Here is a 24157-nt window from a genome sequence, read left to right on the forward strand (position 1 = left end):
CCGGGTTAGTCCCTCCCCCTTGTGTGCAGGGGTTGGGGAGGGGTCTTTCACAAGGCTGCGACACACACCTCGTCCTATGAACTTATCAGCCATATTAGAACATCCAAAAACTCCCACTGCTACTTTCCGGCACGCCTCGTTAACCGGACGTCAAGGTTAATGAGAGATTTTCGATGGCATGTTCCCGCGTTCCATGCCCGGAGTTCGTGTTGCGTCGAAAGAGCCCTTCCCGTAGCAAGCTGCGTCTTCTTCCCGAGAACTGGGTGTCGCCCGCCATCTTCGGGCTTGCCGGCTGGCTGATCTTCCCGAGCGTTGCCTCCCACGCCGATCTCGCCACGATGCTCGCCGGTCTCGATCGTGAGGGGGAGAGCTGGCGCATGGTGCTGACCAATTCGCCGGCCGGCTCCATCCACCAGGCCGAGCTCGCCTTCGCCGATCCGGCAGCGACCGGCTCGATCGCCTCAGACGCCGGCATGGTGCTGCCCGATGGCCGCAAGGTGGCTTTTACGGCCAAGGACAAGGGTCACGAGGACACGCCGGACGAGGACCGCGTCATTCGCGGCACGAAGAAAGGCCGCGTTGTCGCCGTCGAGAAGATGCAGCCGCCGAAGGATTTTTCCGCCGGCTCGATTCTCGAGCGCACCAAGATGCTGTTCACCCCGAATTTCGATCTCAAGGACCGGTCGGCTTTCGTCAAGCCGAAGATCCAGGGCAGGGAAATCGAGATCGCCACCTCTTTCTATAAGAAGCAGCCGGTGATGCCCGAGGTCGGCGTGCCGGCGATGCTCGCAAGCCTCGTCACCAGCAACAAGGCCGACGTGCTTGCCACCGCCTATGCGCCGGCCGCACCGGATTATGCCCGCCAGTCGCCCTTCGATTCGATCCTGACCGAACCGGACAGCGGCCGCTTCGTGCCCCAGATCGGTCCGGGCGACCACGCCTGGGCCGCAAGCGTGCTGCCGCCGAGCGTCTTCTCCGCCCGCGAGCAGCAATGCCTTGCCTCCGGCATCTATTTCGAGGCGCGCGGGGAATCGGTGAAGGGCCAGGCGGCCGTCGCCCAGGTCATCCTCAACCGTGTCCGCAACCCCGCCTATCCCAAGAGCATTTGCGGCGTCGTCTATCAGAACGAGGATTGGCGCAACCGCTGCCAGTTTTCCTTCGCCTGCGACAGCATCAAGGACCGGGTGAATTCACAATATCACTGGCGGGTGGCCCGCGACGTGGCCATGGCGGTGACATCAGGCAAGATCTGGCTGCCGCAGGTAGGTTCGGCAACACACTACCATGCCGTCTATGTCCGCCCGAAATGGGCAAAGACCATGGAAAAGGTGGGGCGCATCGGTCTCCACGTCTTCTACCGCACCTATGGCGGCGGCTGGAGCTAAGAGAATCCGCCAGGGCGGCAGTGATTTCCGGCCCGCAAAAGCGGATTCTTTCCGTTGAATTTGCCCACACGGCTGAATATCGATATATCTCCTTGATTTTACACCATTATTTTCTGGCTGGACAGAAGCCGTCTACGCCTTGACTATACCAATCCCTAAAACTATGTTGCGCGCGACTTCAGAACGGGCCGGAAGGGTCTCAACCTTCGCGTCCGGGGTCCGAATGACCGGGGTAGCGGGAGTGCGGGCGACGGGCAGGCGAGGAGAGATCCATGGCGGACGACCGCGAGGAAAGTCTTGAGAAGCGCCGTGCGCAACTGGGAGCGGAACTCGCGACCAAGCGCGCTGAGGCGGGAGTGGAAAAAGCAAGCGAGGCCCAAGCCGAGGTAAGCCGCAAAGGTTATGCCCAGGCGATGAAGCTTTCCAGCGAGTTCATTGCCGCAATCGTCGTCGGTGCCGTCCTTGGCTATCTTCTCGACCGTTTTGTTGGCACGGCGCCTTGGGGGTTGATTGTTCTTCTGCTTCTCGGATTCTGTGCCGGCGTTCTGAACGTATTGCGTTCTGCGGGGGTGGTTGCTCATCCGCTGGACGACCAGGACGACAAGAAATAGGGGCCGGTCCCGGTCCAGTGCAATGACCCCGCGTCCTGCGGGCCAAAGAGAGAGAACAAGCGGTGTCTAACGATCCGACTCATCAGTTCCTGATCCAGAAGATTGTCCCGATCGAAATCGGCGGAATTGATTTTTCGTTCACCAACGCATCGCTCTTCATGGTCGCTTCGGCAGCCGTTGCCGCCGGCTTCCTGTATTTCTCGACCTCGAACCGCGCCATCGTGCCCGGCCGTTCGCAGTCGGTCGCCGAAATGTCCTATGAATTCATCGCCAACATGCTGAAGGAAGGCGCGGGCAAGCAGGGGCTGAAGTTCTTCCCGCTGGTCTTCTCGCTCTTCATGTTCGTGCTGACGGCGAACCTGCTCGGCATGTTCCCCTATTTCTTCACGATCACCAGCCAGATCATCGTCACCTTCGCGCTGGCGATCCTCGTTATCAGCACGGTTCTGATCTACGGCTTCTATAAGCACGGTTTCCACTTCCTGAATGTCTTCGTGCCCTCGGGCGTGCCGGGCATATTGCTGCCGCTGGTCGTCGCGATCGAAATCATTTCCTTCCTGTCCCGTCCGATTTCGCTCTCCGTTCGTCTTTTCGCCAACATGCTCGCCGGTCACATCACGCTGAAGGTGTTCGCAGGCTTCGTCGCCTCGCTTGGAACCCTCGGTGCCGTTGGTATCGGCGGCGCCGTTCTTCCCCTCATCATGACCGTCGCCCTGACCGGTCTCGAGTTCCTCGTCGCCTTCCTTCAGGCTTACGTCTTCGCGGTGCTGACTTGCATGTACCTCAACGACGCAATCCATCCGGGCGGGCACTAAGGATAACGACAACGACGTCTCCAGGGCGTCAGTCATTCGCCGCAACAACCATTTCAAAGGAGTTCAACATGGAAGCGGAAGCAGCAAAGTTCATCGGTGCAGGCCTGGCTTGCTTTGGTATGGCCGGTACGGCTCTCGGCCTCGGCAATATCTTCGGCAGCTACCTCTCCGGCGCTCTGCGCAATCCGTCTGCCGCTGACAGCCAGTTCGGCCGTCTGGTATTCGGCTTCGCCGTTACGGAAGCTCTGGGCATCTTCTCGCTGCTCGTCGCTCTCCTCCTCCTCTTCGCTGTCTGATATCGGCGAATAGATGGATCACGGCCTGCGACCGCAAGCCGTGATCCTTTGCATTTGCAGTCCACCTGGAGGTGAGCATGTTTTTTGTGACCCCGGCTTACGCTGAAGAAGCACCGGCGGCAGCGACCGGCACGGATGCGCATGCCGCTCCGGCCGCAGGCGAGGTCCATACCGAGACCGGCGTTGCCGAAGGCGAACACGCCCGCGGCCCGTTCCCGCCTTTCGATTCGACGACCTACGCATCCCAGCTGCTCTGGCTGGTGATTACGTTCGGCGTCTTCTACCTCCTTATGCAAAAGGTCATCGCGCCGCGCATCGGGGCCATCCTCGATCAGCGCCACACGCGCATCTCCCAGGACCTGGAAGAAGCAGGCCGCCTGAAGGCGGAGGCCGACGCCGCCGTCCAGACCTATGAAGGCGAACTGGCCGCTGCCCGCGCCAAGTCCCACGCGATCGGCTCCGCCGCCCGTGACGCCGCCAAGGTCAAGGCCGAAGAGGATCGCCGCACCGTCGAGGCCAGCCTGTCGGAAAAGATCAAGGCTGCCGAAGCCCGCATCGCTGACATCAAGGCCAAGGCTTTCGCCGACGTCGGCACCATTGCCGAGGAAACGGCAGCCGCGGTCGTCGAACAGCTGATCGGCAGCACCGCTGCGCAGGCAGACGTCGCCGCCGCCGTCGCGGCCGCCAAGAAGGAGGCTTGATCGATGGAATTTCATTTCGACGCGACTTTCTTCGCTTTTGTCGGTCTCATCCTCTTCCTGGCGCTGGTCGTTTACCTCAAGGTTCCGGGCATGATGGCGCGCTCGCTCGACGACCGCGCCGACCAGATCCGCAACGAACTGGCTGAAGCCAAGCGCCTGCGCGAGGAAGCCCAGCATCTGCTCGCCGAATACCAGCGTAAGCGCAAGGAAGCGGAAGCAGAGGCCGCCCATATTGTTGCCGCCGCTGAGCGCGAAGCCGAGATGCTGACCGCCGAGGCGAAGAAGAAGACGGAAGAATTCGTCGCTAACCGCACGGCGCTCTCCGAGCAGAAGATCAAGCAGGCCGAGGCCGATGCGATGAAGGCGGTGCGTTCCGCCGCCGTCGATCTGGCGATCGCAGCCGCCGAAACGGTGCTCGCCAAGAAGGCCGACGGCAAAGTCCAGTCCGAGCTCTTCGGCAACGCCGTTGGCCAGGTCAAGACACGGCTCAACTGAGCGGTAGCGTATAGAATGAGGAAAAGGCCGGGCATGTCCCGGCCTTTTTTGTTGTTGAATACTCGATCTCGGGTCGAGGGCATACCGCTCCCTCTCGATTCCCTCTTCTCCCCTCGGGGGTCCGAAGGACGGGTCGAGACACGTGGCTCGACCCAGGTCGGTGCCCGTAGGGCGGATGAGGGAGCCGGGGAAGCCGTCTTTCCGAATGAAACCGATGCGGGTTTCGACCGTTCAAGCCTGTGTCGACGGTGTTCAGGGCGGTGGCGCGCGGCGTTACCGCTGGCGTGGCGGATAGGTTTTCCGTGAGGGTGTGCCGGCGGCCCCTCATCCGCCTGCCGGCACCTTCTCCCCGCCGGGGAGAAGAGGACATGCCGTGGCCTCTCTTTTCCTCGCGCGCCTCTTACGGTGCTAGTCCGGCTTCTCATTGCCAGGTTTTCTTTGGGTGAGCTATTCGGAAATCAGCTCGTCCATTTCAGGACCGTCCTCGCCCTTGCGCAGCGGTCTAAAGCTCATCCGGTGCAGCGAACACGGCCCATGTTTCTCGATGCCGGCGCGGTGCTGCGCCGTGCCGTAGCCGACATGGGCGGCAAACCCGTAATCCGGAAAAACATTATGCGCCCTTGCCATCATCCGGTCGCGCGTCACCTTGGCGACGATCGAGGCGGCGGCGATCGAGACGGATCGGGCATCGCCCTTGACCACCGCCTGTCCGGGGCAATCGAGGCCAGGCGGCACATCAAGCCCATCCGTCAGCACGTAGCTTGCGGGAACGGCGAGGCTGCAGATGGCGCGGCGCATCGCGTCCAGGCTCGCCTTGCGAATGTCGGTCTCGTCGATGCGGGTCGAGCTGGAAGAGGCGATGGAAACCGTCGCAGTCGCCAGGATTTGCACGAAGAGTTCCTCGCGTCGCTGCGCCGAGAGCTGCTTGGAATCGTTGAGGCCTTCAGGGATGCGCTTCGGATCGAGGATGACCGCAGCGGCCACCACAGGCCCCGCCAGCGGCCCGCGGCCTGCCTCGTCGGCGCCGGCGACCGGCCAGTGGCCGGCCTTGCGGGCTTTGAGCTCGAGCTTGAAATCCGGCACGAGAGGGACCGTGTCGAAAAGCAGGGGAGAATCGGGTGGCGTGCGACGTTTCATGCGGCTGAACCTCGCACGCCAACCCGATTTCCCGCAAGTCCCCGGATCAGGGCGGCGGCCGGGGACGGTCCGGCGGATGGTGGCGGTCAAAGCCATCCGCGGGAATTGCGCTCGGGGCTCGAAAACAGGGCGGTTTTTCTGAGCAGCCGATGCGCAAGCTTAAAAAATCAGAGCAGCGACAGCTGTACGCCGCTGCCATCCGGCGGCACGAACAGATCGTCGCGCAGCGGCACACTGCGCCGCGTCAGCTCGAAGCGTTTCGCCGCCATTTCGAAACGCCGGGCGATCTGCCAGGCATAGGGGCCGGCGCCCTTCATGCGCTTGCCGAATTCGGCGTCGTAATCCTTGCCGCCGCGCATCGAGCGCACCAGAGACATCACGTGCCGGTAACGATCGGGATAGTGCTGCAGCAGCCAGTCGCGAAAGAGCGGGCTGACTTCGAGCGGCAGCCTGAGAATGACATAACTCGCCTCGGCCGCGCCGGCAGCCTTGGCCGATTCGAGGATGCGCTCCAATTCGTGATCGTTCAGCGCCGGGATCAGCGGAGCGGCCATGACGGCAGTCTGGATGCCTGCCTCCGAGAGCGCATGAATGGTCTCCAGCCGTCGCGGCGGTGTGGCGGCGCGCGGCTCCATCGCTCGGGCGAGCTTGCGGTCGAGCGTGGTGACCGAGATGCCGACGCGCACCAGGTTCTTGCCGGCCATCTCCTGGAGAATATCGAGATCGCGCAGGATCATTGCCGATTTGGTGACGATCGACACCGGATGGTTCGCCTTGTTCAGCACCTCGAGGATGCCGCGCATGATGCGCCATTCCTTCTCGATCGGCTGATAGGGGTCGGTATTGGTGCCGATCGCGATCACCCGTACCTTGTAGCCTGGCTTGGCGAGCTCCCGCTCCAAGAGCTTCGCCGCATCGGGCTTGGCGAAGAGCTTCGTTTCGAAATCGAGCCCTGCCGAAAGCCCCATATAGGCGTGGGTCGGCCGGGCAAAACAATAGATGCAGCCGTGCTCGCAGCCGCGATAGGGATTGATCGAGCGGTCGAAGGAAAGATCCGGCGATTCGTTGCGGGTAATCGCGGTGCGCGGCTTTTCGATCTGCACCTCGGTCTTGAACGGCGGCAGCTCTTCCAGCGTCTGCCAACCGTCGTCGAAGGTCTCCCGCTGCAGCGCTTCGAACCGTCCTGTTGGATTCAATCCGGCTCCGCGCCCGCGCCGGCGGTCGCCTTCGACCCTGAGACCGGAGGACACGATCATCGCATCGGCAATATCTGCCGTATTGGCAGGCGCGAATGCGGCCTGCCCTGCCAGGGACTGCTCTCTCATCGGATTCTCCCGCGGCGGAAAGCCGTTGCCTCCACCCGTTTTGATGATTAAATTCCTATCGACAAAATGAGAACAATGCAAGAACAAAATGCGCAAAAGGGTGCTGGCAAAAAATTGTGCGGCGCATTATGAATAATCGATGTTGACGGTTGTTCTCGAATGCCAGGATCAGGAATCCGAACTGGCGCAGACCTTATCGGTATTGGTGGCAGGCGCGGTGGAAGGGCTCGTCAGCGATGTGATCGTGCTTGATCACGGCTCGCGCGACGGCACCTCGCGGGTCGCCGACGCCGCCGGCTGCCGTTTCCATTCACAGTGGGATATCAAAGACATCGTTCGCTCCGCCCGCGGCGAATGGCTGCTCTTCGTCGAGCCGGGCGCCAGGCCGCAGGCCGGCTGGATCGATGAGATCGCCGAATACGTGGCGCTGAACAAGACGCCGGCGCGCTTTACCGCGTCGCGCGGCTATCGGCGCCCCTTCTTCCAGCGCGTCGCCCGCGCCCGGCCGCCGCTGGAGCTCGGGCTGTTGATGCCGAAGAACCTGGCGCTCGCCGCCGCCAGAAGCGGTATGCCTGTTTCCGACTTCGCCAAGGGGCAGAAGCCGCGCAAGCTCTCAAGTGAATTGATTCCCTCCTGGGTGGCGCGCGCTGCGCGGTAGAATGCCCATCCCTGCATCGACGCTGTCCGAGATGCCCATCACTCTAACCCTCTCCCGTTAAAAACGGGGCGAGGGGGCGTGCCCAACGCAACGTCGAGATGGAGGAAGCCGGCGCGGCAAATCCCCGTCGCCCTGCAAGCGGGGGTCCGAAGGACGGGTCGAGACCCGTGGCTCGACCCCGGTCGGTGGCGGCAGCCGGATTAGGGGCTAGTCTCGCCGTAAGTGCGCTTTGTGATTACGTCCCGCCATCGCGCAAAGATGGCGCCCAATCGGATTTCGCGCTATAATTTGCGCATGGCGCCGCCGAAGCGCCGCGCTTCGCAACGGATGCCGTGAAATGCCGGTGAACGGCAGAACAGGTCGGCAAATCTCCTCTTCTGCCGGGTTTCCGGCGAAAGGAGGTGCGTCATGACACGCGGTAAGATCGACGGCGTACGCAGTATGATCTGCGGGCTGCTGGCGGTCATATTGCCGACATTGGTGATCGCGCATCCGCATTCGGCAGCATCGCAGACGATGCTCAGTTGCGCAGGCCGATCCGACGTCGTCAGTTTCCTCGACAGGAATTTCGGTGAGAAGCTCACCGCGGTCGGGCTGGTCAACCAGAACGCCGTTCTCGAGGTCTATGCCGCCAAAAGCGGCACCTGGACGCTCGTGGTCACGGATGTTCACGGCATAAGCTGCATCTTGCTGTCGGGTGATAGCTGGGATTCGATGCCGGCTCTGCCGGGCATTGCCACATGACAAACGCCGGCGCGTCGGCCCCGAAAAGTCTGAATCGGATTTTCGACGGCGCGATCGCGGCGGCTGTAACGGCAGCGCCGGTCTATTTCTGTGCGCCGCGTTTCAAGTGCTCGTCCAGGCGCGGCATGATCTCCACGAAGTTGCACGGTACGCTGCGATAATCGAGCTGTGCTTTCAGTATGCCGTCCCAGGCGTCCCGGCAGGCGCCGGGCGAGCCGGGCAGGGCGAAGATGAAGGTCGAGTTGGCAACGCCCGCAGTGGCGCGCGACTGGATCGTCGCCGTGCCGATCTTATCATAGGAAATACGGTGGAAGACGGCGGAAAAGCCGTCCATGCGCTTTTCGAACAGCGGTTCCAGCGCCTCGGGCGTCACGTCTCGGCCGGTAAAGCCAGTGCCGCCTGTGGTGATGACGACGTCGATCTCATCCCGCTCGGTCCAGGTCTTGACCTGGGCGGCGATTTTCTCCCGGTCGTCGGGCACGATCGCCCGCTCGACCAACCTGTGGCCAGCCTCGGCAATCCGCGCCGCCAGCGTATCGCCCGACTTGTCCGTCTCCGGGGTGCGCGTATCCGAAACGGTAAGAACCGCAATGCCGACGGCGATGAAGGGCCGTTTTTCGTCCAAGCCTGCCATCACATGCCTCCCGAAACCGTTTCCGTCGCCTGGAAATACCAGTCGGGCCGCGCCTCGTGAAGAGCCGCTGCCGCCTCTCGCGCGGCGGCCATGTCGGCAAAGATCCCGAAGCAGGTGGCGCCGGAGCCGGACATGCGGGTCAGCAAGGCGCCCTCAGCCTGCAGCATCGCCGAGATCGCCGTAATTTCGGGCACGGCTTGGCGCGCCGGCGGCTCCAGGTCGTTGCGGGCCGCGCCGATTGCCGCAAGCCAGCCGGCCGGCCGGGAGAGGTTCAGGGGTGAATTGTTCTTTGCCTCGAGCCGGCGGAAAACCTCCGGCGTCGAAACTCCCTTCAATGGGTTGGCAAGCACCATGGCGAAGGACGGCAGATCGGGCACGGCTTCGATCTCCTCGCCGATGCCGCGGGCAATCAGCGGCCGGCTCTCGAGGCACATGGGCACGTCGGCGCCAAGCTTCAGCGCCAGCGCAGCCAGCGTCTCTATCGGCAATCCAGTGCCCCAGAGGCGCATCAGCCCCCGCAGTGTCGCCGCCGCGTCGGCCGAGCCGCCGCCGATGCCGGAGGCAACAGGCAGGTTCTTCTGGAGGTGGATGTGAACGGGGAACGCAAGGGCGCCCACGACCTCGCGCAGGAGGTCGCGCGCTCTGATCGCCAGGTTGATGCCGCCGTCGTCGGCAAGCGTCTCGCCGAAGCGGCCAGACAGGGTGAAGGTGTCGGCCTGCGCCGGCAGGAAGCCCAGCCGGTCGCCGCAATCTGCGAAGGTCACCAGCATATCGAGCAGATGATAGCCGTCCGGCCGCTGGCCCGTTACATGCAGGGCGAGATTGATCTTCGCGCGCGCCTCTTCGGTGACGCCGAAAGCGTTGGCCAAGCCCTGCTCAGGCATCGGTGGCGCCCGTCAGGACTTCTTGTCGATCGGCGGCGGCGTGACAGGCGCCGGATCCGGCTGCTTCTTGTCGGCCGCCTTGGCATCGTCGTTGGCGGGCAGGCCGTTTGCGACCTTTTCCTTGATCTTCGGAATTTCGGCTGCTTCAGGCTCGGAGGCGAGCGCCCGGTTCCACTGGTAGACGGCTTCGAGCTTGCGCCCGACGCGCCAGTAGGCATCGCCGAGATGGTCGTTGATCGTCGCGTCACCGGCCTTGATCTGCGCCGCCCGCTCCAACTCGTCGACGGCGTCGTCGAAGCGGTTGAGGCGGAAATAGGCCCAGCCAAGCGAATCGATGATGTAACCGTCGTCAGGGCGAAGATCGACGGCCTTCTTGATCATGGCAAGGCCTTCGTCGAGGTTCCGGTTCATGTCGATCCAGGAATAGCCGAGATAGTTCAGTACCTGCGGCTGATCGGGATTGAGTTCCAGGGCCTTGCGGAAATTCGGTTCGGCCTGGTCCCACTTCTTCAGCCGCTCATAGGCGATGCCGCGCTGGAAGAAGACGCTCCAGTTGGCGCGGCCGGGGATCGGCCCGATCGCTTCGACCGCCTTGTCGTAATTGGCGGCCATCGCCTCGTAGTCTTTGGCGTCGGAGAGCACGCTGCCATAGGCGAGGTAGCTGCGGATGTCCTTCGGGTCGGAGGCGATCAGCGCCTGCAGGTGCTTGCGCGCCTCGTCGACCTTGCCGCCCTGGGCAAGGGCAAGGCCGAGCTGCAGCTCGGAAATGCGCCGCATCGGCGAATCTTCCGGCACCTTCTTATAGAGGGAGATGGCGCGATCCATCTGGTTCTGCTTTTCGGCGATGCCGCCGAGCAGCACCAGCGTATCGGCGCTGTTGGGGTCGAGCGCGTTGGCGGTCTGCAGGTAGAGCGAGACGATGTCTTCGGCACCGTCGCGGTTCAGCGCGCCGCCGACGGAGAAGAGCACGCCGGCGGCGCCTTCTTCGGCGGTCTTGACCTGCTGCTCCTGCTTCTCGCCCTTTTCGATGCTGTCGCGCAGCGCATTCAGCGGCGCATAGTTCGGCAGCAGGTTATCGCCGACCGAAACGGCGTCGAGCGCCTTCTGCTTGTTGCCCTGCATCGCCTCGAGGCGGGCAAGCGCCATCACAGCGCGCATGAAGGTGTCGGGCGCCGTCGCCCCGCCTTCCTTGTCGAGCACGGCGTCGTTGAGATGCTGGCGGGCCGACTTCACGTCGCCGGTAACGACGGCAATGGCGCCGGCATTGTAGTTCTGGAAGATGCGGAACCAGTCCGGCCCCTTCATCTTCTCGACCATGGCGAGCGCTTCCTTGCCGCGGCCGGCGCCCACCCGGGCCCAGGCGAGCAGCAGGTCGTTCATCATCCGGTCGAGATCGTTCGGCCCCTTATATTTCAGGATCGACTCGGCGGTCTTGTAGTCGTCGCGGCGCACGGCATCCATGCCGCGCACGATCGTGGTGATGCGCTCGACCGAGGGATCGCCCTTCAGATCATTGGCGTATTTGACGCCTTCCTTGATGTCGCCGTTGAGCAGCAGCGAGATCATCAGCCGCTGGCGAATCTCGGGATTGCCGGGCTCGATCTGCAGCGCCTTCTTGTAGAGCGCGATTGCGGTCTCGTAATCGTGATCGACATCGGCAGTGCGCGCGGCGAGGAAGGCGCCGGAGAAAGTGGTGACGCTATCGGCATCGAAGAAGCTCTCGGCCTTGCCGGCATCGCCCGCCTTGGCCACATCTTCGGCACTCGCGCCGGCGATGCCGCCGAGCGAAAGGACAGCCGTCAGCGCTGCGCTCGTAAGAAGACGGATGGCAATTCTCTGCCGCATTAGAAAACCTTTCTTCGAGAGCGTCCGGCCGCTGCCGGTCGCAAATCAGTCGTCATCACTGATTCATAACAGGATGGCTTTTTTGGAGCGGCGCTGCAAGAAAATCAGCCTCGATCGCGGCGTTCGATCAATTGACGCGTTCGATGCAGAAGTCGATCACTTCCATCAGGGCGGATTTCCATACCGTATCGGGAAGCGGCGCCAGCGCGTCCCGCGCGATCGTGCCGTAATGGACCGCCCGGCCGATCGTGTCGCTGAGTGTGCCGTATTTGGTGATCAGCCCGAGCGCTTTTTCCAGGTTGGCGTCGCTGCTGTTGCCGGCCTCGATCGCATCACGCCAGAAGGCGCGCTCCTCCGTGGTGCCGCGGCGATAGGCGAGGATGACGGGAAGGGTGATCTTGCCTTCGCGGAAATCGTCGCCGACATTCTTGCCGAGATCGGCGGCCTTGCCGCCGTAGTCAAGCGCATCGTCGACGAGCTGGAAGGCGAGCCCGAGATTCATACCGTAGGATTTCAGCGCGTTGCGGCCGGAGCGGCCGGCGTCGGCGACGATCGGCCCGACTTCGGCGGCAGCCGCAAAGAGGGCGGCCGTCTTGGCGCGGATGACGGAGAGGTAATCATCCTCCGTCGTCTCCATGTTCTTGGCGACGGAAAGCTGCAGCACTTCGCCTTCGGCGATCACGCAGGCGGCGGAAGACAGCACGTCGAGCGCGTCGAGCGAGCCGACATCGACCATCATGCGGAAGGCCTGGCCGAGCAGGAAGTCGCCAACCAGCACGCTTGCCTGGTTGCCCCAGATCATCCGCGCCGTCGACTTGCCGCGGCGCAGGTCGCTTTCGTCGACGACGTCGTCATGCAGCAGTGTCGCCGTATGCATGAATTCGACCGAAGTGGCGAGCTTGACGTGGTTTTCGCCGCGGTAGTCGAACAGCGAGGCCGCCGCCAGCGTCAGCATCGGGCGCAGCCGCTTGCCGCCGGACGAGATCAGATGGTTGGCCACTTCGGGGATCATCTGCACGTCGGAGCCGGCCTTGGACAGAATAAGCTGGTTCACCCGCTCCATATCGGCCCTGGTGAGATCGACCAGCGGCTTGATGGATGCCAGTTTGTTTTTGCTTTCTTCAAGCGGTATGACCACGCCCAACGACCCGGACTCCTGTTCATTCATTAGAGCTGACAATAGAAAGGGGCGATGGACGCGGCAAGAGGTGAATTGTCGCGCAAGGCGAAATTGGAAGGAAAATGACGGCAAATGCATGAACTTATCCGCGCCAACGATCCCGTTCTGCTCTCCTTTGCCGAGAGCCTGATGAAGGACGCCGGAATTCACTGCTTCATCGCCGATCAGGGCATGAGCGTGCTGGAAGGCTCGCTCGGCATGTTGCCGCGCCGCCTGCTGGTGGATGAGGACATGGCCGACCAGGCCCGCCGCATCCTGATCGACGCCGGCCTCGGCGGCGAGCTGCGCGACAGGACGTGAGCGGGCGATGACCGGCGGACCCGCTGAAACCATCGATGCCTTCCATCGCGGCGCCTTTCATGTGGTGCAGCCGAAGGGCAGGGGTCATCGCGCCGGCATGGATGCGATGCTGCTGGCCGCCCTCGTCGCCGACGATCGCCCGGTCAGGGTTGCCGATCTCGGCGCCGGCGCCGGTGCTGCCGGCCTTGCCGTCGCCTCGCGCCTTGCCAAGGCGCAAGTGGTGCTCTTCGAGCGTTCGGCCGAGATGGCCGATTATGCCCGCCGCAGCATTCTCCTGCCGGAAAACGCCCATCTTGCCGCCCGCGTCAGCGTCGTCGAGGCGGATGTGACGCTGACCGCCAAGGCGCGCAACGATGCCGGGCTTGCCGATGAGAGCTTCCACCACGTGATCATGAACCCACCCTTCAACGATGCCGGCGACCGGCGCACGCCCGATGCGCTGAAGGCCGAAGCCCATGCGATGACCGACGGCCTGTTCGAAAGCTGGATCCGCACGGCCGGCGCGATCATGATCCCCGGCGGGCAATTGTCGCTGATCGCCAGGCCCCAATCGATCGCCGAGATCATCGATGCCTGCGGCCGACGCTTCGGCGGCATTGAAATGACGGCCATCCATCCGCGCCCCGGTGAAAATGCCGTGCGCATTCTGGTGACCGCGATCAAGGGATCGCGGGCGCGGCTGTCGCTGCGCGCGGCCCTCATCATGCACGAAGAGGGGAGCCACAAGTTCTCCCCTCTCGTCGACGATTTCAACAATGGCCGGGCGGCCTATGCCAGGCTTCGCCTCTCAACGTCTAGCCGGTGATGAAGTCGAAGAGCAGCTTGACGTTGAGCCCGGCGATGACGACCGCGATCACATAGGCGATGCCGCTCAGCCAGCGCGGTGCGACGAGTTCGCCCATCTTGGCCTTGCTGGCGGTGAACATCACGAGCGGGAAGACGGCGAAGGAAAGCTGCAGGCTGAGGACCACCTGCGTGAGGATCAAAAGCTGCGCCGTGCCCTGGTCGCCGTACCAGATGGTGACGATTGCCGCCGGCACGATGGCGATCGCCCGGGTGATCAGTCGGCGCACCCATGGCTGCAGCCGGATCTTGAGGAAACCTTCCATGACGATCTGGCCGGCAAGCGTCGCCGTCACCGTCGAGTTGAGGCCGCAGCACAGAAGCGCGATGCCGAACAGCGTCGGCGCGATCGCCAGACCCAGCAGCGGCGACAGCAGCGAATGGGCCTCGCCGAGTTCGACGATGTCGGTCCTGCCATGCGCATTGAAGGCGGCCGCGGCCAGGATCAGGATCGAGGCGTTGATCAGCAGCGCGAAACAGAGAGCGACCGTCGAATCGATCGTCGCATAGGTCAGCGCCTCTTTCTTTTCCGGAACCGTATGGCCGTAGGCCCGCGTCTGCACGATGCCGGAGTGGAGGTAGAGATTGTGCGGCATGACGGTCGCGCCGAGAATGCCGAGCGCCAGATAAAGCATCTCAGGATTGGTGACGATCTCGGTGGTCGGGAAGAAGCCGGTGATGACGGAGCCCCATTGCGGGTCGGCAAGCAGTATCTGCACGCCGAAGCAGAGCGCGATGACGCCGAGCAGTGCGATGATGAAGGCTTCCACCCAGCGGAAGCCGAGCTTCTGCAGGAAAAGGATCACGAAAACGTCGAGCGCGGTGATGAGTACGCCGAGTTCGAGCGGAATGCCCATCAGCAGGTTGAGGCCGATCGCGGTGCCGATCACCTCGGCGATGTCGGTGGCGATGATGGCAATTTCGGCAAAGGCCCAGAGCGGCACCGAAACCCATTTCGGATAGGCGTCGCGGCAGGCCTGCGCAAGGTCGCGGCCCGAGGCGATCGCCAGACGCGCGCAGAGCGATTGCAGGACGATTGCCATCAGGTTGGAAAGCAGTGCGACGGTGAGCAGCGCATAGCCGAATTTCGAGCCGCCGGCGAGCGAGGTCGCCCAGTTGCCGGGGTCCATATAGCCGACGGCGACCATATAGCCCGGCCCGGCAAAGGCCGCCGCTCTGCGCCATCTCGAGCTGTGACGCCCGGTTCCGACCGTGCGGTAGACATCCGACAGCGACGCCTCTCCGCGTTCGTGCCGCCAGCCGCTTGTTGCATTGGGATTGAGGGCGTCCATGCCATTTCCACCTGTTTATCGTCTCTGCACTATGACGAATTAGAATGATAATGCAAGTCATTCGCAACAAGAAAAATCATCCTCGATGTTTTGCAAACGCGGCCATTGCGTTTGTCGTTCCAGCGCATACATGGATGCCGATCGCAGATGACGATCGGGCGAGCCGAAGCGAAGGATAGGAAATGGCCGGATTCTTGAGAAAATTGCTGCCAAAACGGTTCCGCAAGGATGGCGTCACCATCCCGGTCGTCAGATTGCAGGGCGCGATCATCAGCGGCGGCGGCCAGTTCCGGCCGACCCTCAATCTCGCCAATGTCGCCCCCGTTCTGGAAAAGGCCTTCGCCATGAAGGACGCGCCGGCGGTGGCCATTGCGATCAACTCGCCGGGCGGCTCGCCCGTCCAGTCCCGGCTGATCTTCACCCGCATTCGCGAGCTTGCGCGGGAGAAGAAGAAGAAGGTTCTGATCTTCGTCGAGGATGTCGCCGCCTCCGGCGGCTATATGATCGCACTTGCCGGCGACGAGATCATCGCCGACCCCACCTCGATCGTCGGCTCGATCGGCGTCGTCTCCGGCGGTTTCGGCTTTCCCGAACTCCTGAAGAAGATCGGCGTCGAGCGCCGCGTCTATACGGCCGGCGAAAACAAGGTGATCCTCGATCCGTTCCAGCCGGAAAAGGAAAAGGACATCGAGTACCTCAAGAGCCTGCAGCTCGAAATCCACCAGGTCTTCATCGCAATGGTGCGCGAGCGCCGCGCCGGCAAGCTGACGGATGATGCGGCGGTGTTTTCCGGCCTGTTCTGGAGCGGTACCCGCGGCCTCGAGCTTGGCCTCATCGACGGTCTCGGCGACATGCGCCAGGAATTGAAGCGGCGCTACGGGCAAAAGACCCGACTGGAACTCGTCACCGCCGGCCGCGGGCTCTTCGGCCGCCGCATTCCCGGCGTATCGCCTGTTACACTCGAGGGCGCGGGGGCAGGTCTCGCAACAGGACTTGTCGAAGCGGCGGAAGAGAGAGCATTGTGGAGCCGCTTCGGGCTTTGAGAGGAGCAAGAGAGGGGCATGGCACAGCTTATCACGATCCTGATCCTGGTGTTCTCAGCCTGGTGGTTCTACCGCCGCTTCGTCTCCGATGCCCGCAAGCTCGCCGAAAAATCGCGCCGCGCCGAAAAGGAACGCCAGACCGGCGCGATCGGCACCCTGGTCAAGGACCCGGTGACCGGGGAGTATCGGCTGAAGCGAGATGAGGAATAGACTTCAATTCTCCCTTCTCTCCAGCGGGGAGAAGGTGGCCCGAAGGGTCGGATGAGGGGGCCGCACGGCACGCCATTGATTGCCCTTCGCTTGCGCGCCGTGCATTCGCTCCTATCGCAGCTCACCCCCTCATCTGCCTGCCGGCATCTTCTCCCCCGTTGGGGAGAAGGGATATGCGGCACCGCCCAGCGAAATACAGGATGGGTAGGGCGGCGAAACTCCGCTTGCGTCACCACGGAGCGTCGCCGACCGCCGCAAAACCCTTGACCCCTGCCGCCCTCCATGGCACCTGTCGCGCCGATAATTCCCAAGCCAGCGGTGCCATCCCATGTCAGCTATCCCAGACCATATGAACCCGAAGCGCTCCTTCCAGGCGCTGATCCTGACCCTGCATAGCTACTGGGCGGACAAGGGTTGTGCGGTGCTGCAGCCCTACGACATGGAAGTCGGCGCCGGAACCTTCCACCCGGCCACCACCTTGCGCGCCCTCGGCCCCAAGCCCTGGAAGGCCGCTTACGTCCAGCCCTCGCGCCGCCCGTCGGACGGCCGCTATGGCGAGAACCCGAACCGGCTGCAGCATTATTACCAGTATCAGGTCATCCTGAAGCCGAACCCGCCTAACCTGCAGGAACTCTATCTCGGCTCGCTGGCGGCGATCGGTCTCGATCCGCTGCTGCACGACATCCGCTTCGTCGAGGATGATTGGGAAAGCCCGACGCTCGGCGCCTGGGGCCTCGGCTGGGAATGCTGGTGCGACGGCATGGAAGTCTCGCAATTCACCTATTTCCAGCAGGTCTGCGGCATCGAATGCGCGCCGGTCGCCGGCGAACTGACCTATGGTCTCGAGCGCCTCGCCATGTATGTCCAGGGCGTCGACAATGTCTACGATCTGAATTTCAACGGCCGCGAGGGCGACGAGAAGATCAGCTATGGCGACGTCTTCCTGCAGGCCGAGCAGGAATATTCGCGTCACAATTTCGAATTCGCCAATACCGAGATGCTGCATCGCCACTTCGTCGATGCCGAGAAGGAATGCCGGTCGCTGCTCGATGCCGGCGCGCCCGATGACAGCGCCAACCAGCGCCTGCACAAATGCGTCTTCCCGGCCTATGACCAGTGCATCAAGGCCAGCCATGTCTTCAACCTGCTCGACGCCCGCGGCGTCATCTCGGTCACCGAGCGCCAGAGCTACATCCTGCGGGTACGCACGCTCGCCAAGGCCTGCGGTGAAGCCTTTTTGCTGACCGACGCCGGCGGCGTCAACCTGTCGAAAGAGGCGGCATGACGCAAAAGCCTGCCAGCCGTATAGTCCATCTCAACGGCTGGCCAGGCACCGGGAAGCTGACGATCGGCCGATTGCTCGCGACAAGGCTCGGCGCGCGGCTCATCGACAATCACACGCTGCTTAATCCGGCCGAAGCTCTTTTCGCCCGCAGCAACCCTCTGCATGCATCACTGCGTGAGCAGATTCGGCGAGCGGTTTTCGACCACGCCGTGCACGCCGATCCGGCTGAAAGTTTCGTCTTTACCGATGCTCTTGCGGATGACGAGCAGGATAGGGCGATGTTCTCCTGGTATGTCGATCTGGCTGCCGCCAGAGGCGCGGATCTGGTCGCGGTTCTGCTCGATTGCGCGCCGGAGGAGAATGCCAGGCGCCTCATCTCTCCCGGCCGATCCGAGGCGCTCAAGCTGACGGATACGGCGAAGCTGCAACAGCTCCGGGCGACCTACAAACTGTTGTGCGGACTGGCTGAACAGACAGTCGAAATTGATACGACGAACCTTTCGCCGGAGCAGACGGCGGCCCGAATCCTCGCCGATATCGGCGTTTGACGGCAGCCGGCAAACCCGCGTAGTCTCCGCGCGAACATTACTTCGCCGCAGGGGATTCGCGATGTATATTGCACTTGCCGTCGTCGCTGTCATCGCACTCTACATCGTCTTCATCTACAACGGGCTGGTGCGTTCCCGCCAGATGGCGGAGGAAGCCTGGTCGGGCATTGACGTCCAGCTCAAGCGCCGCGCCGATCTGATTCCGAACCTGATCGAGACGGTCAAGGGTTATGCCGCCCATGAGAAGTCGACGCTCGAAGAGGTGGTTGCGCTCCGCAACAAGGCGCAGGCCGTGCCATCGGGCGATGTTGCGGGCAGGGCGCAGGCGGAAGGACTGCTCGGCCAGGCGCTCGGCCGGGTGATCGCGCTTGCCGAGGCCTATCCCGATCTCAAGGCCAACCAGAATTTCACCGAACTGCAGGCGTCGCTCGAAACCCTGGAAGGCGAGCTGCAGATGGCGCGGCGTTATTACAATGGTGCGGCCCGCGACCTGAACGTCAAGGTCGAAAGCTTCCCCTCCAATCTCGTCGCCGGCCAGTTCGGTTTTGCCAAGCGGGAGTATTTTGAGATCACCAATGAGGCCGATCGCGCCGTTCCCAGCGTCAAATTCTGACGATCCGGCATTTTGCCTTTGCAAGAAAGCGGTTAAGAGCAAGGGCAGACGGCGACGCGCTTTAGCCTCGCTCACGGACGGAAGACACAGCATGACACGCACAGCCAAACTCACGATCATCCCGCCGGGCAAGCCGCTTTCGGGCCGCGCCATGCCCCCGGGTTCGAAGTCGATCACCAATCGCGCCCTGCTGCTCGCCGGCCTTGCCAAGGGCACGAGCCGGCTGACCGGGGCGCTGAAGAGCGACGACACGCGTTATATGGCCGATGCGCTGCGCGCCATGGGCGTTGCGATCGACGAACCCGATGACACCACCTTCGTCGTCACCGGCAGCGGCAGGCTCGCGCCGCCGAAGGCGCCGCTCTTCCTCGGCAATGCCGGTACGGCCACACGCTTCCTGACGGCGGCTGCGGCTCTCGTCGACGGCACCGTCATCGTCGACGGCGACGAGCACATGCGCAAGCGACCGATCGGCCCGCTGGTCGAGGCGATGCGCACACTCGGCATCGATGTCAGCGCCGAGACCGGCTGCCCGCCGGTCACTGTCAGGGGCACCGGCCGCTTCGAGGCCGACCGCATCCTGATCGATGGCGGGCTGTCCAGCCAGTATGTCTCGGCCCTGCTGATGATGGCGGCCGGTGGCGACCGTCCTGTTGACATCGAACTCGTCGGCGAGGGTATCGGCGCGCTCGGCTATATCGATCTCACCACGGCGGCGATGCAGGCCTTCGGCGCCAGGGTCGAAAAGACCAGCCCCGTCACTTGGCGCGTCGAGCCGACCGGCTACCACGCCGCCGATTTCGTCATCGAGCCGGATGCATCCGCCGCGACCTATCTCTGGGCGGCCGAAGTGCTGAGCGATGGCAGGATCGATCTCGGCGTGCCGAACGATGCCTTCACCCAGCCGGATGCCAAAGCCTATGAGATGATCGCCAAGTTCCCGCGCCTGCCGGCTGAAATCGACGGCTCGCAGATGCAGGATGCCGTTCCGACGATCGCCGTGCTTGCCGCCTTCAACGAGACGCCGGTCCGCTTCGTCGGCATCGCCAATCTGCGCGTCAAGGAATGCGACCGCATCCGCGCCCTGTCCACGGGGCTCAACAATATCCGCGAAGGTCTCGCCGTCGAGGAGGGCGACGATCTGATCGTCCATTCCGATCCTGCTCTCGCCGGTCAAACGCTGTCGGCGGAGATCGACACCTTTGCCGATCACCGCATCGCCATGAGCTTTGCGCTCGCCGGCCTCAAGATCGATGGCATCACCATTCTCGACCCCGATTGTGTCGGCAAGACCTTCCCCGCCTATTGGCGGACGCTCGCCGCCCTCGGCGTGACCTATCGGGACAAGGATTGAAGCAAGGCGCAGCCGGGGCAGCCGGCGGGGAGACAGGATGGGGCGTCGGTTTTTCGGTTTTTGCTTGGCGCTGCTCCTGATGGTCGCCGCCCCGGCGGCCTTTGCCGCCGAGGTTGTCGATAGTTTCGCCTCCGACATCGCGCTCGAAAAGAGCGGTGAGATGACGGTAGCGGAAACGATCACGGTCAATGCCGAGGGCAACCGGATCAACCACGGCATCTTCCGCGACTTCCCGCTCTATTTCACCGACGGCGCAGGCCGTCGCCGCAGCGTCGATTTCGATATGGTGTCGGTCACGCGCGACGGTGCGGAGGAGCCCTGGCACACGGAATCGATATCGGGCGGCATCCGCATCTATGCCGGCTCCGCCGAGGTGACGGTGACGCCGGGCCGTCACCGCTACGTCTTCACCTACAGGACCAATCGCCAGATCCGCTATTTCGACGATCATGACGAGCTCTACTGGAATGTCACCGGCAATGGCTGGATCTTCCCGATCCGGTCAGTGACCGCAACCGTGAAGCTGCCGCCTGATGTCAGCGCGACTGAGACGACCTTCTTTACCGGCCCGCAGGGCGCCAGGGGAAAGGATGCCCGTGTCAGCGAAAGCGGCGCCGGCCTCGTGTTTTCCACCACCGCGCCTCTTGGGCCCAAGGAAGGCCTGACCTTTGCGATCCGCATGCCGAAGGGCTCGATCGATCCGCCGAGCGCGGACATGGAAAGCACCTGGTGGCTGAAGGATAACCGCAATTATTTCATCGGCTTCGGCGGCCTGATCCTGGTTTTCGCCTATTATCTCAGATCCTGGCTGAAGGTCGGCCGCGATCCCGCCCGTGGCGTCGTCGTGCCGCGCTGGGACGCGCCGGACGGCATCTCGCCGGCGCTGGTCAACTATATCGACAATAAGGGTTTCTCCGGCGGCGGCTGGACGGCGCTAGCTGCAACCGCCCTCAATCTGGCGGTGCGCGGCTATGTCAAGCTCGAAGACCTCAAGGATTCGATCATCATCCGCGGCACCGGCAAGCCGGTCGGCAAAGAGAAATTCCAGGCCGGCGAGGCCGAGCTGCTGAAGGTCGCCGGCGGCGAGGGCAGGACGCTAACGATCGACGAGGCCAATGGCGAGCGGGTGAAGACGGTCGGCCAAGCCTTCCGTTCGGCAATCGAGAGAGAGCATCGCGGCAAATATTACAATTCCAACATCGGCTATACCACAGGCGGCGTTGCGCTCAGTGCCGCCGCCCTGGTGGCGCTGTTCGTCTTCGGCTCGCTGGAGCCCGATACGATCGCGCTGATGCTGATCCCGATTGCCATCTCGGTTTTCATTGCCGTCTTCATCGCCGGTTTGGTCAAGTCGCTGCACCAAGGAAGATCGCTGTTCGCCAAGGTCATGGCCATCATTGCCGCGGCGGTCGGTGTTTTCGTGGGCGTCAGCATCCTGGGGATCTTGATGCTGACGTTTGCCTCGTCTCTGGTGGAACTGCACGAGACGCCGATGCTCTTTGCCATCGGCGGCATCGTGCTGCTCAACATCCTCTATGTCTTCATCATGGGCGCGCCGACTCCGCTCGGCGCCCGGATGATGGACGGCGTGGACGGCCTGCGGCAATACCTGACGCTGGCCGAGAAGGACCGCATGAACATGGCCGGCGCTCCCAAAATGTCGCCGCAGCATTTCGAGACGCTGCTGCCCTACGCGGTGGCTTTGGGTGTCGAAAAGCCCTGGTCGCGCACCTTCGAGACCTGGCTTGCGGCTGCCGCCGCCGGCACGGCCGCAGCCTATGCGCCCTCCTGGTATTCCGGCGATTTCAACAGCGGCAGCTTCTCCGACCGTATCGGCGGTTTCTCCTCGTCGATGGCCTCCACCATCGCGTCGACGATCCCCGCGCCGCCGTCGAGTTCATCCTCCGGTTTTTCCGGCGGCGGCTCCTCCGGCGGTGGCGGCGGAGGCGGGGGAGGCGGGGGCTGGTAAGCTTTCCCGCTTGACCTTTCGGCCCTTGGCCCTTAACCGCCTGACGGAACAGGAAAGGGGTCGCGCATGAAGGTTCTGTTGATCGGATCGGGCGGACGCGAGCACGCGCTCGCCTGGAAGCTGGCGCAATCGCCGTTGATGAGCGAATTCTACGCCGCACCCGGTAATCCCGGCATTGGCGAACATGCCATTGTGGTGCCCTTGAATGTCGAGGATCACGAAGCGGTCGCGGCTTTCTGCAAGGACAAGGCGATCGATTTCGTCGTCGTCGGGCCCGAGGCGCCGCTCGTCGCCGGCCTCGCCGACCGGCTGCGCGCCGACGGCCTGGCAGTCTTCGGGCCCTCCGCGGGTGCCGCCCAGCTCGAGGGCTCCAAGGGCTTCACCAAGGATATCTGCGCCCGCTACGGCATTCCCACCGGCGCCTACCAGCGCTTCAACAACGCGCCGAAAGCCAAAGCCTATATTCGCGCCCAGGGCGCACCGATCGTCGTCAAGGCCGATGGCCTTGCCGCCGGCAAGGGCGTGACCGTCGCGATGACGCTCGACGAGGCGCTTGCCGCGGTCGATGATTGCTTCGAGGGCGCCTATGGCGCCGCCGGCGCCGAAGTCGTCGTCGAAGCCTATCTCGATGGCGAGGAAGCGAGCTTCTTCTGTCTCTGCGATGGAAGACATGCGCTGCCGCTGGCGACCGCCCAGGATCACAAGCGAGTGGGCGAGGGCGATACCGGCGTCAATACCGGCGGCATGGGTGCCTATTCGCCGGCGCCGGTTATGACGGCCGAGATGGTCGAGCGGACGATGAAAGAGATCATCGAGCCGACGATCCGCGGTATGGCCGAGAGCGGTCATCCCTTCTCCGGCGTGTTTTTCGCCGGACTGATGATCACGAAGAAAGGGCCGGAGCTGATCGAATACAATGTCCGCTTCGGCGACCCGGAATGCCAGGTGCTGATGATGCGGCTGAAGAGCGATCTGCTGCCGCTGCTGCTTGCCACCGCCAATGGCACGCTCGATCAGGTAAGCGCCGAATGGAGCGAAGATCCGGCCCTGACAGTGGTCATGGCCTCGAAGGGCTATCCCGGCGCCTATGAGAAAAACACACCGATCCAGTCGCTGCCCGAGGCAGGCGAGGGAGAGAAGGTGTTTCATGCCGGCACGGGCATGAAGGACGGCGTGCTGGTCGCGACCGGCGGCCGCGTGCTCAACGTCACCGCGTCAGGCGGTACGGTTGCCGAAGCGAAGGGCCGCGCCTATGCCCTGTTGGACAGGGTTCGTTGGGAAAACGGCTTCTGCCGGCGCGACATCGGCTGGCGTGCGATCGAGCGCGAAAAAATCTCGGACAAAGCATAAATCGCCGCGTTCCTTAAATTTTTACTCTTTCCCCTGACGGGATGGAAACGAAGCTGCGCTATACCGTTGCCGTAGTGAGACGGAGGTGCGTTGATGCGTCAGATTTTCCTCGGTGCGGCAATCCTGCTGATGGCAGGCTCGGCGATGGCCTCCTCGATTGAGGTGATCGGCAAAACGGCAGCACGTGCCGAGGGCAGCATCGTAGCCGAAAGCTGCGCCGCTTGTCCGCCGCTGCAGGCCGGGCAGAACCGCAAGGACTATACGGTGCCGGAACTGAAGCCCGGCGTCCTCCAGGCAAGCGAAGTCCGCGACGTCGGCGGCGAAACGAAGATCTTCCGCACCGAAGCCTGGATGGGCGGTTCGCCCGTCGTCTTCGTCAGCAAGGCAACACCGGAAGCCTTGGCTGCCGCCGAACCTTCGATGCCGCCCGCCCAAGGCATCGACATGAACGCAACGACCGCAGCCGTCATCGGCGGCGATGCCAGGCCGGTCGCTGCCGGAATGGCTGAGCCGCCGGCGGCTCTCGACGTTTCCGAATTCAAGCTGCGTTTCTAAAAGCCACGGCATCTGAGGGCTGTGTACTAAGCCAATTTGAGCCGCTGCGACAGTTCCCTGCCCCTGCCCGATCAAGGTTTCGATC

General features: G+C 63.2%; 26 protein-coding genes. 19 read left to right on the forward strand and 7 right to left on the reverse strand.

Going from position 1 to position 24157, the window contains the following annotated elements:
• Positions 1 to 173 precede the first annotated feature (173 nt).
• The 6 genes from Tal182_RS04485 to Tal182_RS04510 all read left to right on the forward strand — a co-directional run bounded on the left by Tal182_RS04485 (position 174) and on the right by Tal182_RS04510 (position 4303).
• Positions 174 to 1385 carry a cell wall hydrolase gene (locus tag Tal182_RS04485; RefSeq protein ID WP_064809694.1) on the forward strand — a complete coding sequence of 404 codons (1212 nt, stop codon included), beginning with the start codon at positions 174 to 176 and terminating at the stop codon, positions 1383 to 1385.
• A gap of 272 nt (positions 1386 to 1657) precedes the next feature.
• Positions 1658 to 1996, forward strand: coding sequence for an AtpZ/AtpI family protein (locus Tal182_RS04490; RefSeq protein WP_064800843.1), 339 nt, complete (start codon positions 1658 to 1660; stop codon positions 1994 to 1996).
• A gap of 62 nt (positions 1997 to 2058) precedes the next feature.
• Positions 2059 to 2811, forward strand: coding sequence for a F0F1 ATP synthase subunit A (locus Tal182_RS04495; protein WP_064800844.1), 753 nt, complete (start codon positions 2059 to 2061; stop codon positions 2809 to 2811).
• Positions 2812 to 2879: 68 nt separating this feature from the next.
• Positions 2880 to 3107 (forward strand): F0F1 ATP synthase subunit C, encoded by a 228-nt coding sequence (locus Tal182_RS04500; protein WP_003588243.1) that lies wholly within the window; start codon positions 2880 to 2882, stop codon positions 3105 to 3107.
• 77 nt (positions 3108 to 3184) lie between these two features.
• Positions 3185 to 3808: a F0F1 ATP synthase subunit B gene (locus Tal182_RS04505; protein ID WP_064800845.1), complete on the forward strand. Its 624-nt coding sequence runs from the start codon at positions 3185 to 3187 to the stop codon at positions 3806 to 3808.
• A 3-nt stretch (positions 3809 to 3811) separates the two neighbouring features.
• A complete protein-coding gene (locus Tal182_RS04510) occupies positions 3812 to 4303 on the forward strand; it encodes a F0F1 ATP synthase subunit B (protein ID WP_011424215.1) in 492 nt (163 codons plus the stop codon).
• A 447-nt stretch (positions 4304 to 4750) separates the two neighbouring features.
• Here Tal182_RS04510 and Tal182_RS04515 read toward each other — a convergent pair whose 3' ends face one another.
• Both Tal182_RS04515 and Tal182_RS04520 read right to left on the reverse strand, forming a co-directional pair.
• Positions 4751 to 5440 carry a ribonuclease HII gene (locus tag Tal182_RS04515; RefSeq protein WP_064809695.1) on the reverse strand — a complete coding sequence of 230 codons (690 nt, stop codon included), beginning with the start codon at positions 5438 to 5440 and terminating at the stop codon, positions 4751 to 4753.
• Positions 5441 to 5607: 167 nt separating this feature from the next.
• Entirely contained in the window at positions 5608 to 6765 is a 1158-nt protein-coding gene (locus tag Tal182_RS04520; RefSeq protein ID WP_064800848.1) for a PA0069 family radical SAM protein, read from the reverse strand.
• Between the two features lie 139 nt (positions 6766 to 6904).
• Between Tal182_RS04520 and Tal182_RS04525 the strand changes: the two genes are divergently transcribed.
• Positions 6905 to 7423 carry a glycosyltransferase family A protein gene (locus Tal182_RS04525; RefSeq protein WP_064809696.1) on the forward strand — a complete coding sequence of 173 codons (519 nt, stop codon included), beginning with the start codon at positions 6905 to 6907 and terminating at the stop codon, positions 7421 to 7423.
• A gap of 408 nt (positions 7424 to 7831) precedes the next feature.
• The gene (locus Tal182_RS04530) at positions 7832 to 8167 is read left to right on the forward strand and encodes a hypothetical protein (protein ID WP_064800850.1); all 336 of its coding nucleotides are present in this window, start codon (positions 7832 to 7834) and stop codon (positions 8165 to 8167) included.
• An 82-nt stretch (positions 8168 to 8249) separates the two neighbouring features.
• Here Tal182_RS04530 and moaB read toward each other — a convergent pair whose 3' ends face one another.
• The 4 genes from moaB to Tal182_RS04550 all read right to left on the reverse strand — a co-directional run bounded on the left by moaB (position 8250) and on the right by Tal182_RS04550 (position 12674).
• Entirely contained in the window at positions 8250 to 8801 is a 552-nt protein-coding gene (gene moaB / locus Tal182_RS04535; RefSeq protein ID WP_064800851.1) for a molybdenum cofactor biosynthesis protein B, read from the reverse strand.
• The gene (locus Tal182_RS04540; RefSeq protein WP_064809697.1) at positions 8801 to 9685 is read right to left on the reverse strand and encodes a 4-(cytidine 5'-diphospho)-2-C-methyl-D-erythritol kinase; all 885 of its coding nucleotides are present in this window, start codon (positions 9683 to 9685) and stop codon (positions 8801 to 8803) included. Before Tal182_RS04540 ends, moaB begins: the two co-directional genes overlap by 1 nt.
• Before the next feature lie 12 nt (positions 9686 to 9697).
• Positions 9698 to 11530: a tetratricopeptide repeat protein gene (locus tag Tal182_RS04545; protein ID WP_064809698.1), complete on the reverse strand. Its 1833-nt coding sequence runs from the start codon at positions 11528 to 11530 to the stop codon at positions 9698 to 9700.
• 127 nt (positions 11531 to 11657) lie between these two features.
• Positions 11658 to 12674, reverse strand: coding sequence for a polyprenyl synthetase family protein (locus tag Tal182_RS04550; RefSeq protein WP_064800854.1), 1017 nt, complete (start codon positions 12672 to 12674; stop codon positions 11658 to 11660).
• A 108-nt stretch (positions 12675 to 12782) separates the two neighbouring features.
• On the opposite strand from Tal182_RS04550, the gene Tal182_RS04555 reads away from it, so the two are divergent.
• Positions 12783 to 13010: a DUF2007 domain-containing protein gene (locus Tal182_RS04555; RefSeq protein ID WP_064800855.1), complete on the forward strand. Its 228-nt coding sequence runs from the start codon at positions 12783 to 12785 to the stop codon at positions 13008 to 13010.
• A 7-nt stretch (positions 13011 to 13017) separates the two neighbouring features.
• Positions 13018 to 13815 (forward strand): methyltransferase, encoded by a 798-nt coding sequence (locus Tal182_RS04560; protein ID WP_064809699.1) that lies wholly within the window; start codon positions 13018 to 13020, stop codon positions 13813 to 13815.
• On the opposite strand, the gene Tal182_RS04565 is transcribed toward Tal182_RS04560, so the two are convergent.
• Complete coding sequence (locus Tal182_RS04565) at positions 13805 to 15145, reverse strand: Nramp family divalent metal transporter (protein WP_064809700.1); 1341 nt, start codon at positions 15143 to 15145, stop codon at positions 13805 to 13807. The two genes, Tal182_RS04560 and Tal182_RS04565, sit on opposite strands and share 11 nt — an antisense overlap.
• Before the next feature lie 182 nt (positions 15146 to 15327).
• On the opposite strand from Tal182_RS04565, the gene Tal182_RS04570 reads away from it, so the two are divergent.
• The 9 genes from Tal182_RS04570 (at position 15328) to Tal182_RS04610 (ending at position 24072) form a co-directional block, all read left to right on the forward strand.
• Positions 15328 to 16188 (forward strand): S49 family peptidase, encoded by an 861-nt coding sequence (locus tag Tal182_RS04570; protein WP_064809701.1) that lies wholly within the window; start codon positions 15328 to 15330, stop codon positions 16186 to 16188.
• 18 nt (positions 16189 to 16206) lie between these two features.
• Positions 16207 to 16398: a hypothetical protein gene (locus tag Tal182_RS04575; RefSeq protein WP_064809702.1), complete on the forward strand. Its 192-nt coding sequence runs from the start codon at positions 16207 to 16209 to the stop codon at positions 16396 to 16398.
• A 328-nt stretch (positions 16399 to 16726) separates the two neighbouring features.
• Entirely contained in the window at positions 16727 to 17683 is a 957-nt protein-coding gene (locus Tal182_RS04580) for a glycine--tRNA ligase subunit alpha (RefSeq protein ID WP_011424229.1), read from the forward strand.
• On the forward strand, positions 17680 to 18231 hold the full coding sequence (locus Tal182_RS04585; RefSeq protein ID WP_064809703.1) for an AAA family ATPase: 552 nt from the start codon (positions 17680 to 17682) through the stop codon (positions 18229 to 18231). Before Tal182_RS04580 ends, Tal182_RS04585 begins: the two co-directional genes overlap by 4 nt.
• Positions 18232 to 18292: 61 nt before the next feature.
• Positions 18293 to 18844, forward strand: coding sequence for a LemA family protein (locus tag Tal182_RS04590; protein WP_064809704.1), 552 nt, complete (start codon positions 18293 to 18295; stop codon positions 18842 to 18844).
• A gap of 91 nt (positions 18845 to 18935) precedes the next feature.
• Positions 18936 to 20198 carry a 3-phosphoshikimate 1-carboxyvinyltransferase gene (locus Tal182_RS04595; RefSeq protein ID WP_064809705.1) on the forward strand — a complete coding sequence of 421 codons (1263 nt, stop codon included), beginning with the start codon at positions 18936 to 18938 and terminating at the stop codon, positions 20196 to 20198.
• 37 nt (positions 20199 to 20235) lie between these two features.
• Positions 20236 to 22167, forward strand: a complete 1932-nt coding sequence (locus Tal182_RS04600; protein WP_064809706.1) for a DUF2207 domain-containing protein — start codon at positions 20236 to 20238, stop codon at positions 22165 to 22167.
• A gap of 66 nt (positions 22168 to 22233) precedes the next feature.
• Positions 22234 to 23517: a phosphoribosylamine--glycine ligase gene (gene purD / locus Tal182_RS04605; protein WP_064809707.1), complete on the forward strand. Its 1284-nt coding sequence runs from the start codon at positions 22234 to 22236 to the stop codon at positions 23515 to 23517.
• Between the two features lie 93 nt (positions 23518 to 23610).
• Positions 23611 to 24072 (forward strand): plant virulence effector HPE1-like domain-containing protein, encoded by a 462-nt coding sequence (locus Tal182_RS04610; protein WP_064809708.1) that lies wholly within the window; start codon positions 23611 to 23613, stop codon positions 24070 to 24072.
• The last annotated feature ends 85 nt before the right edge of the window (positions 24073 to 24157 follow it).

Source organism: Rhizobium sp. TAL182 (assembly GCF_002117725.1).
GTDB classification, from domain to species: Bacteria; Pseudomonadota; Alphaproteobacteria; order Rhizobiales; family Rhizobiaceae; genus Rhizobium; species Rhizobium esperanzae.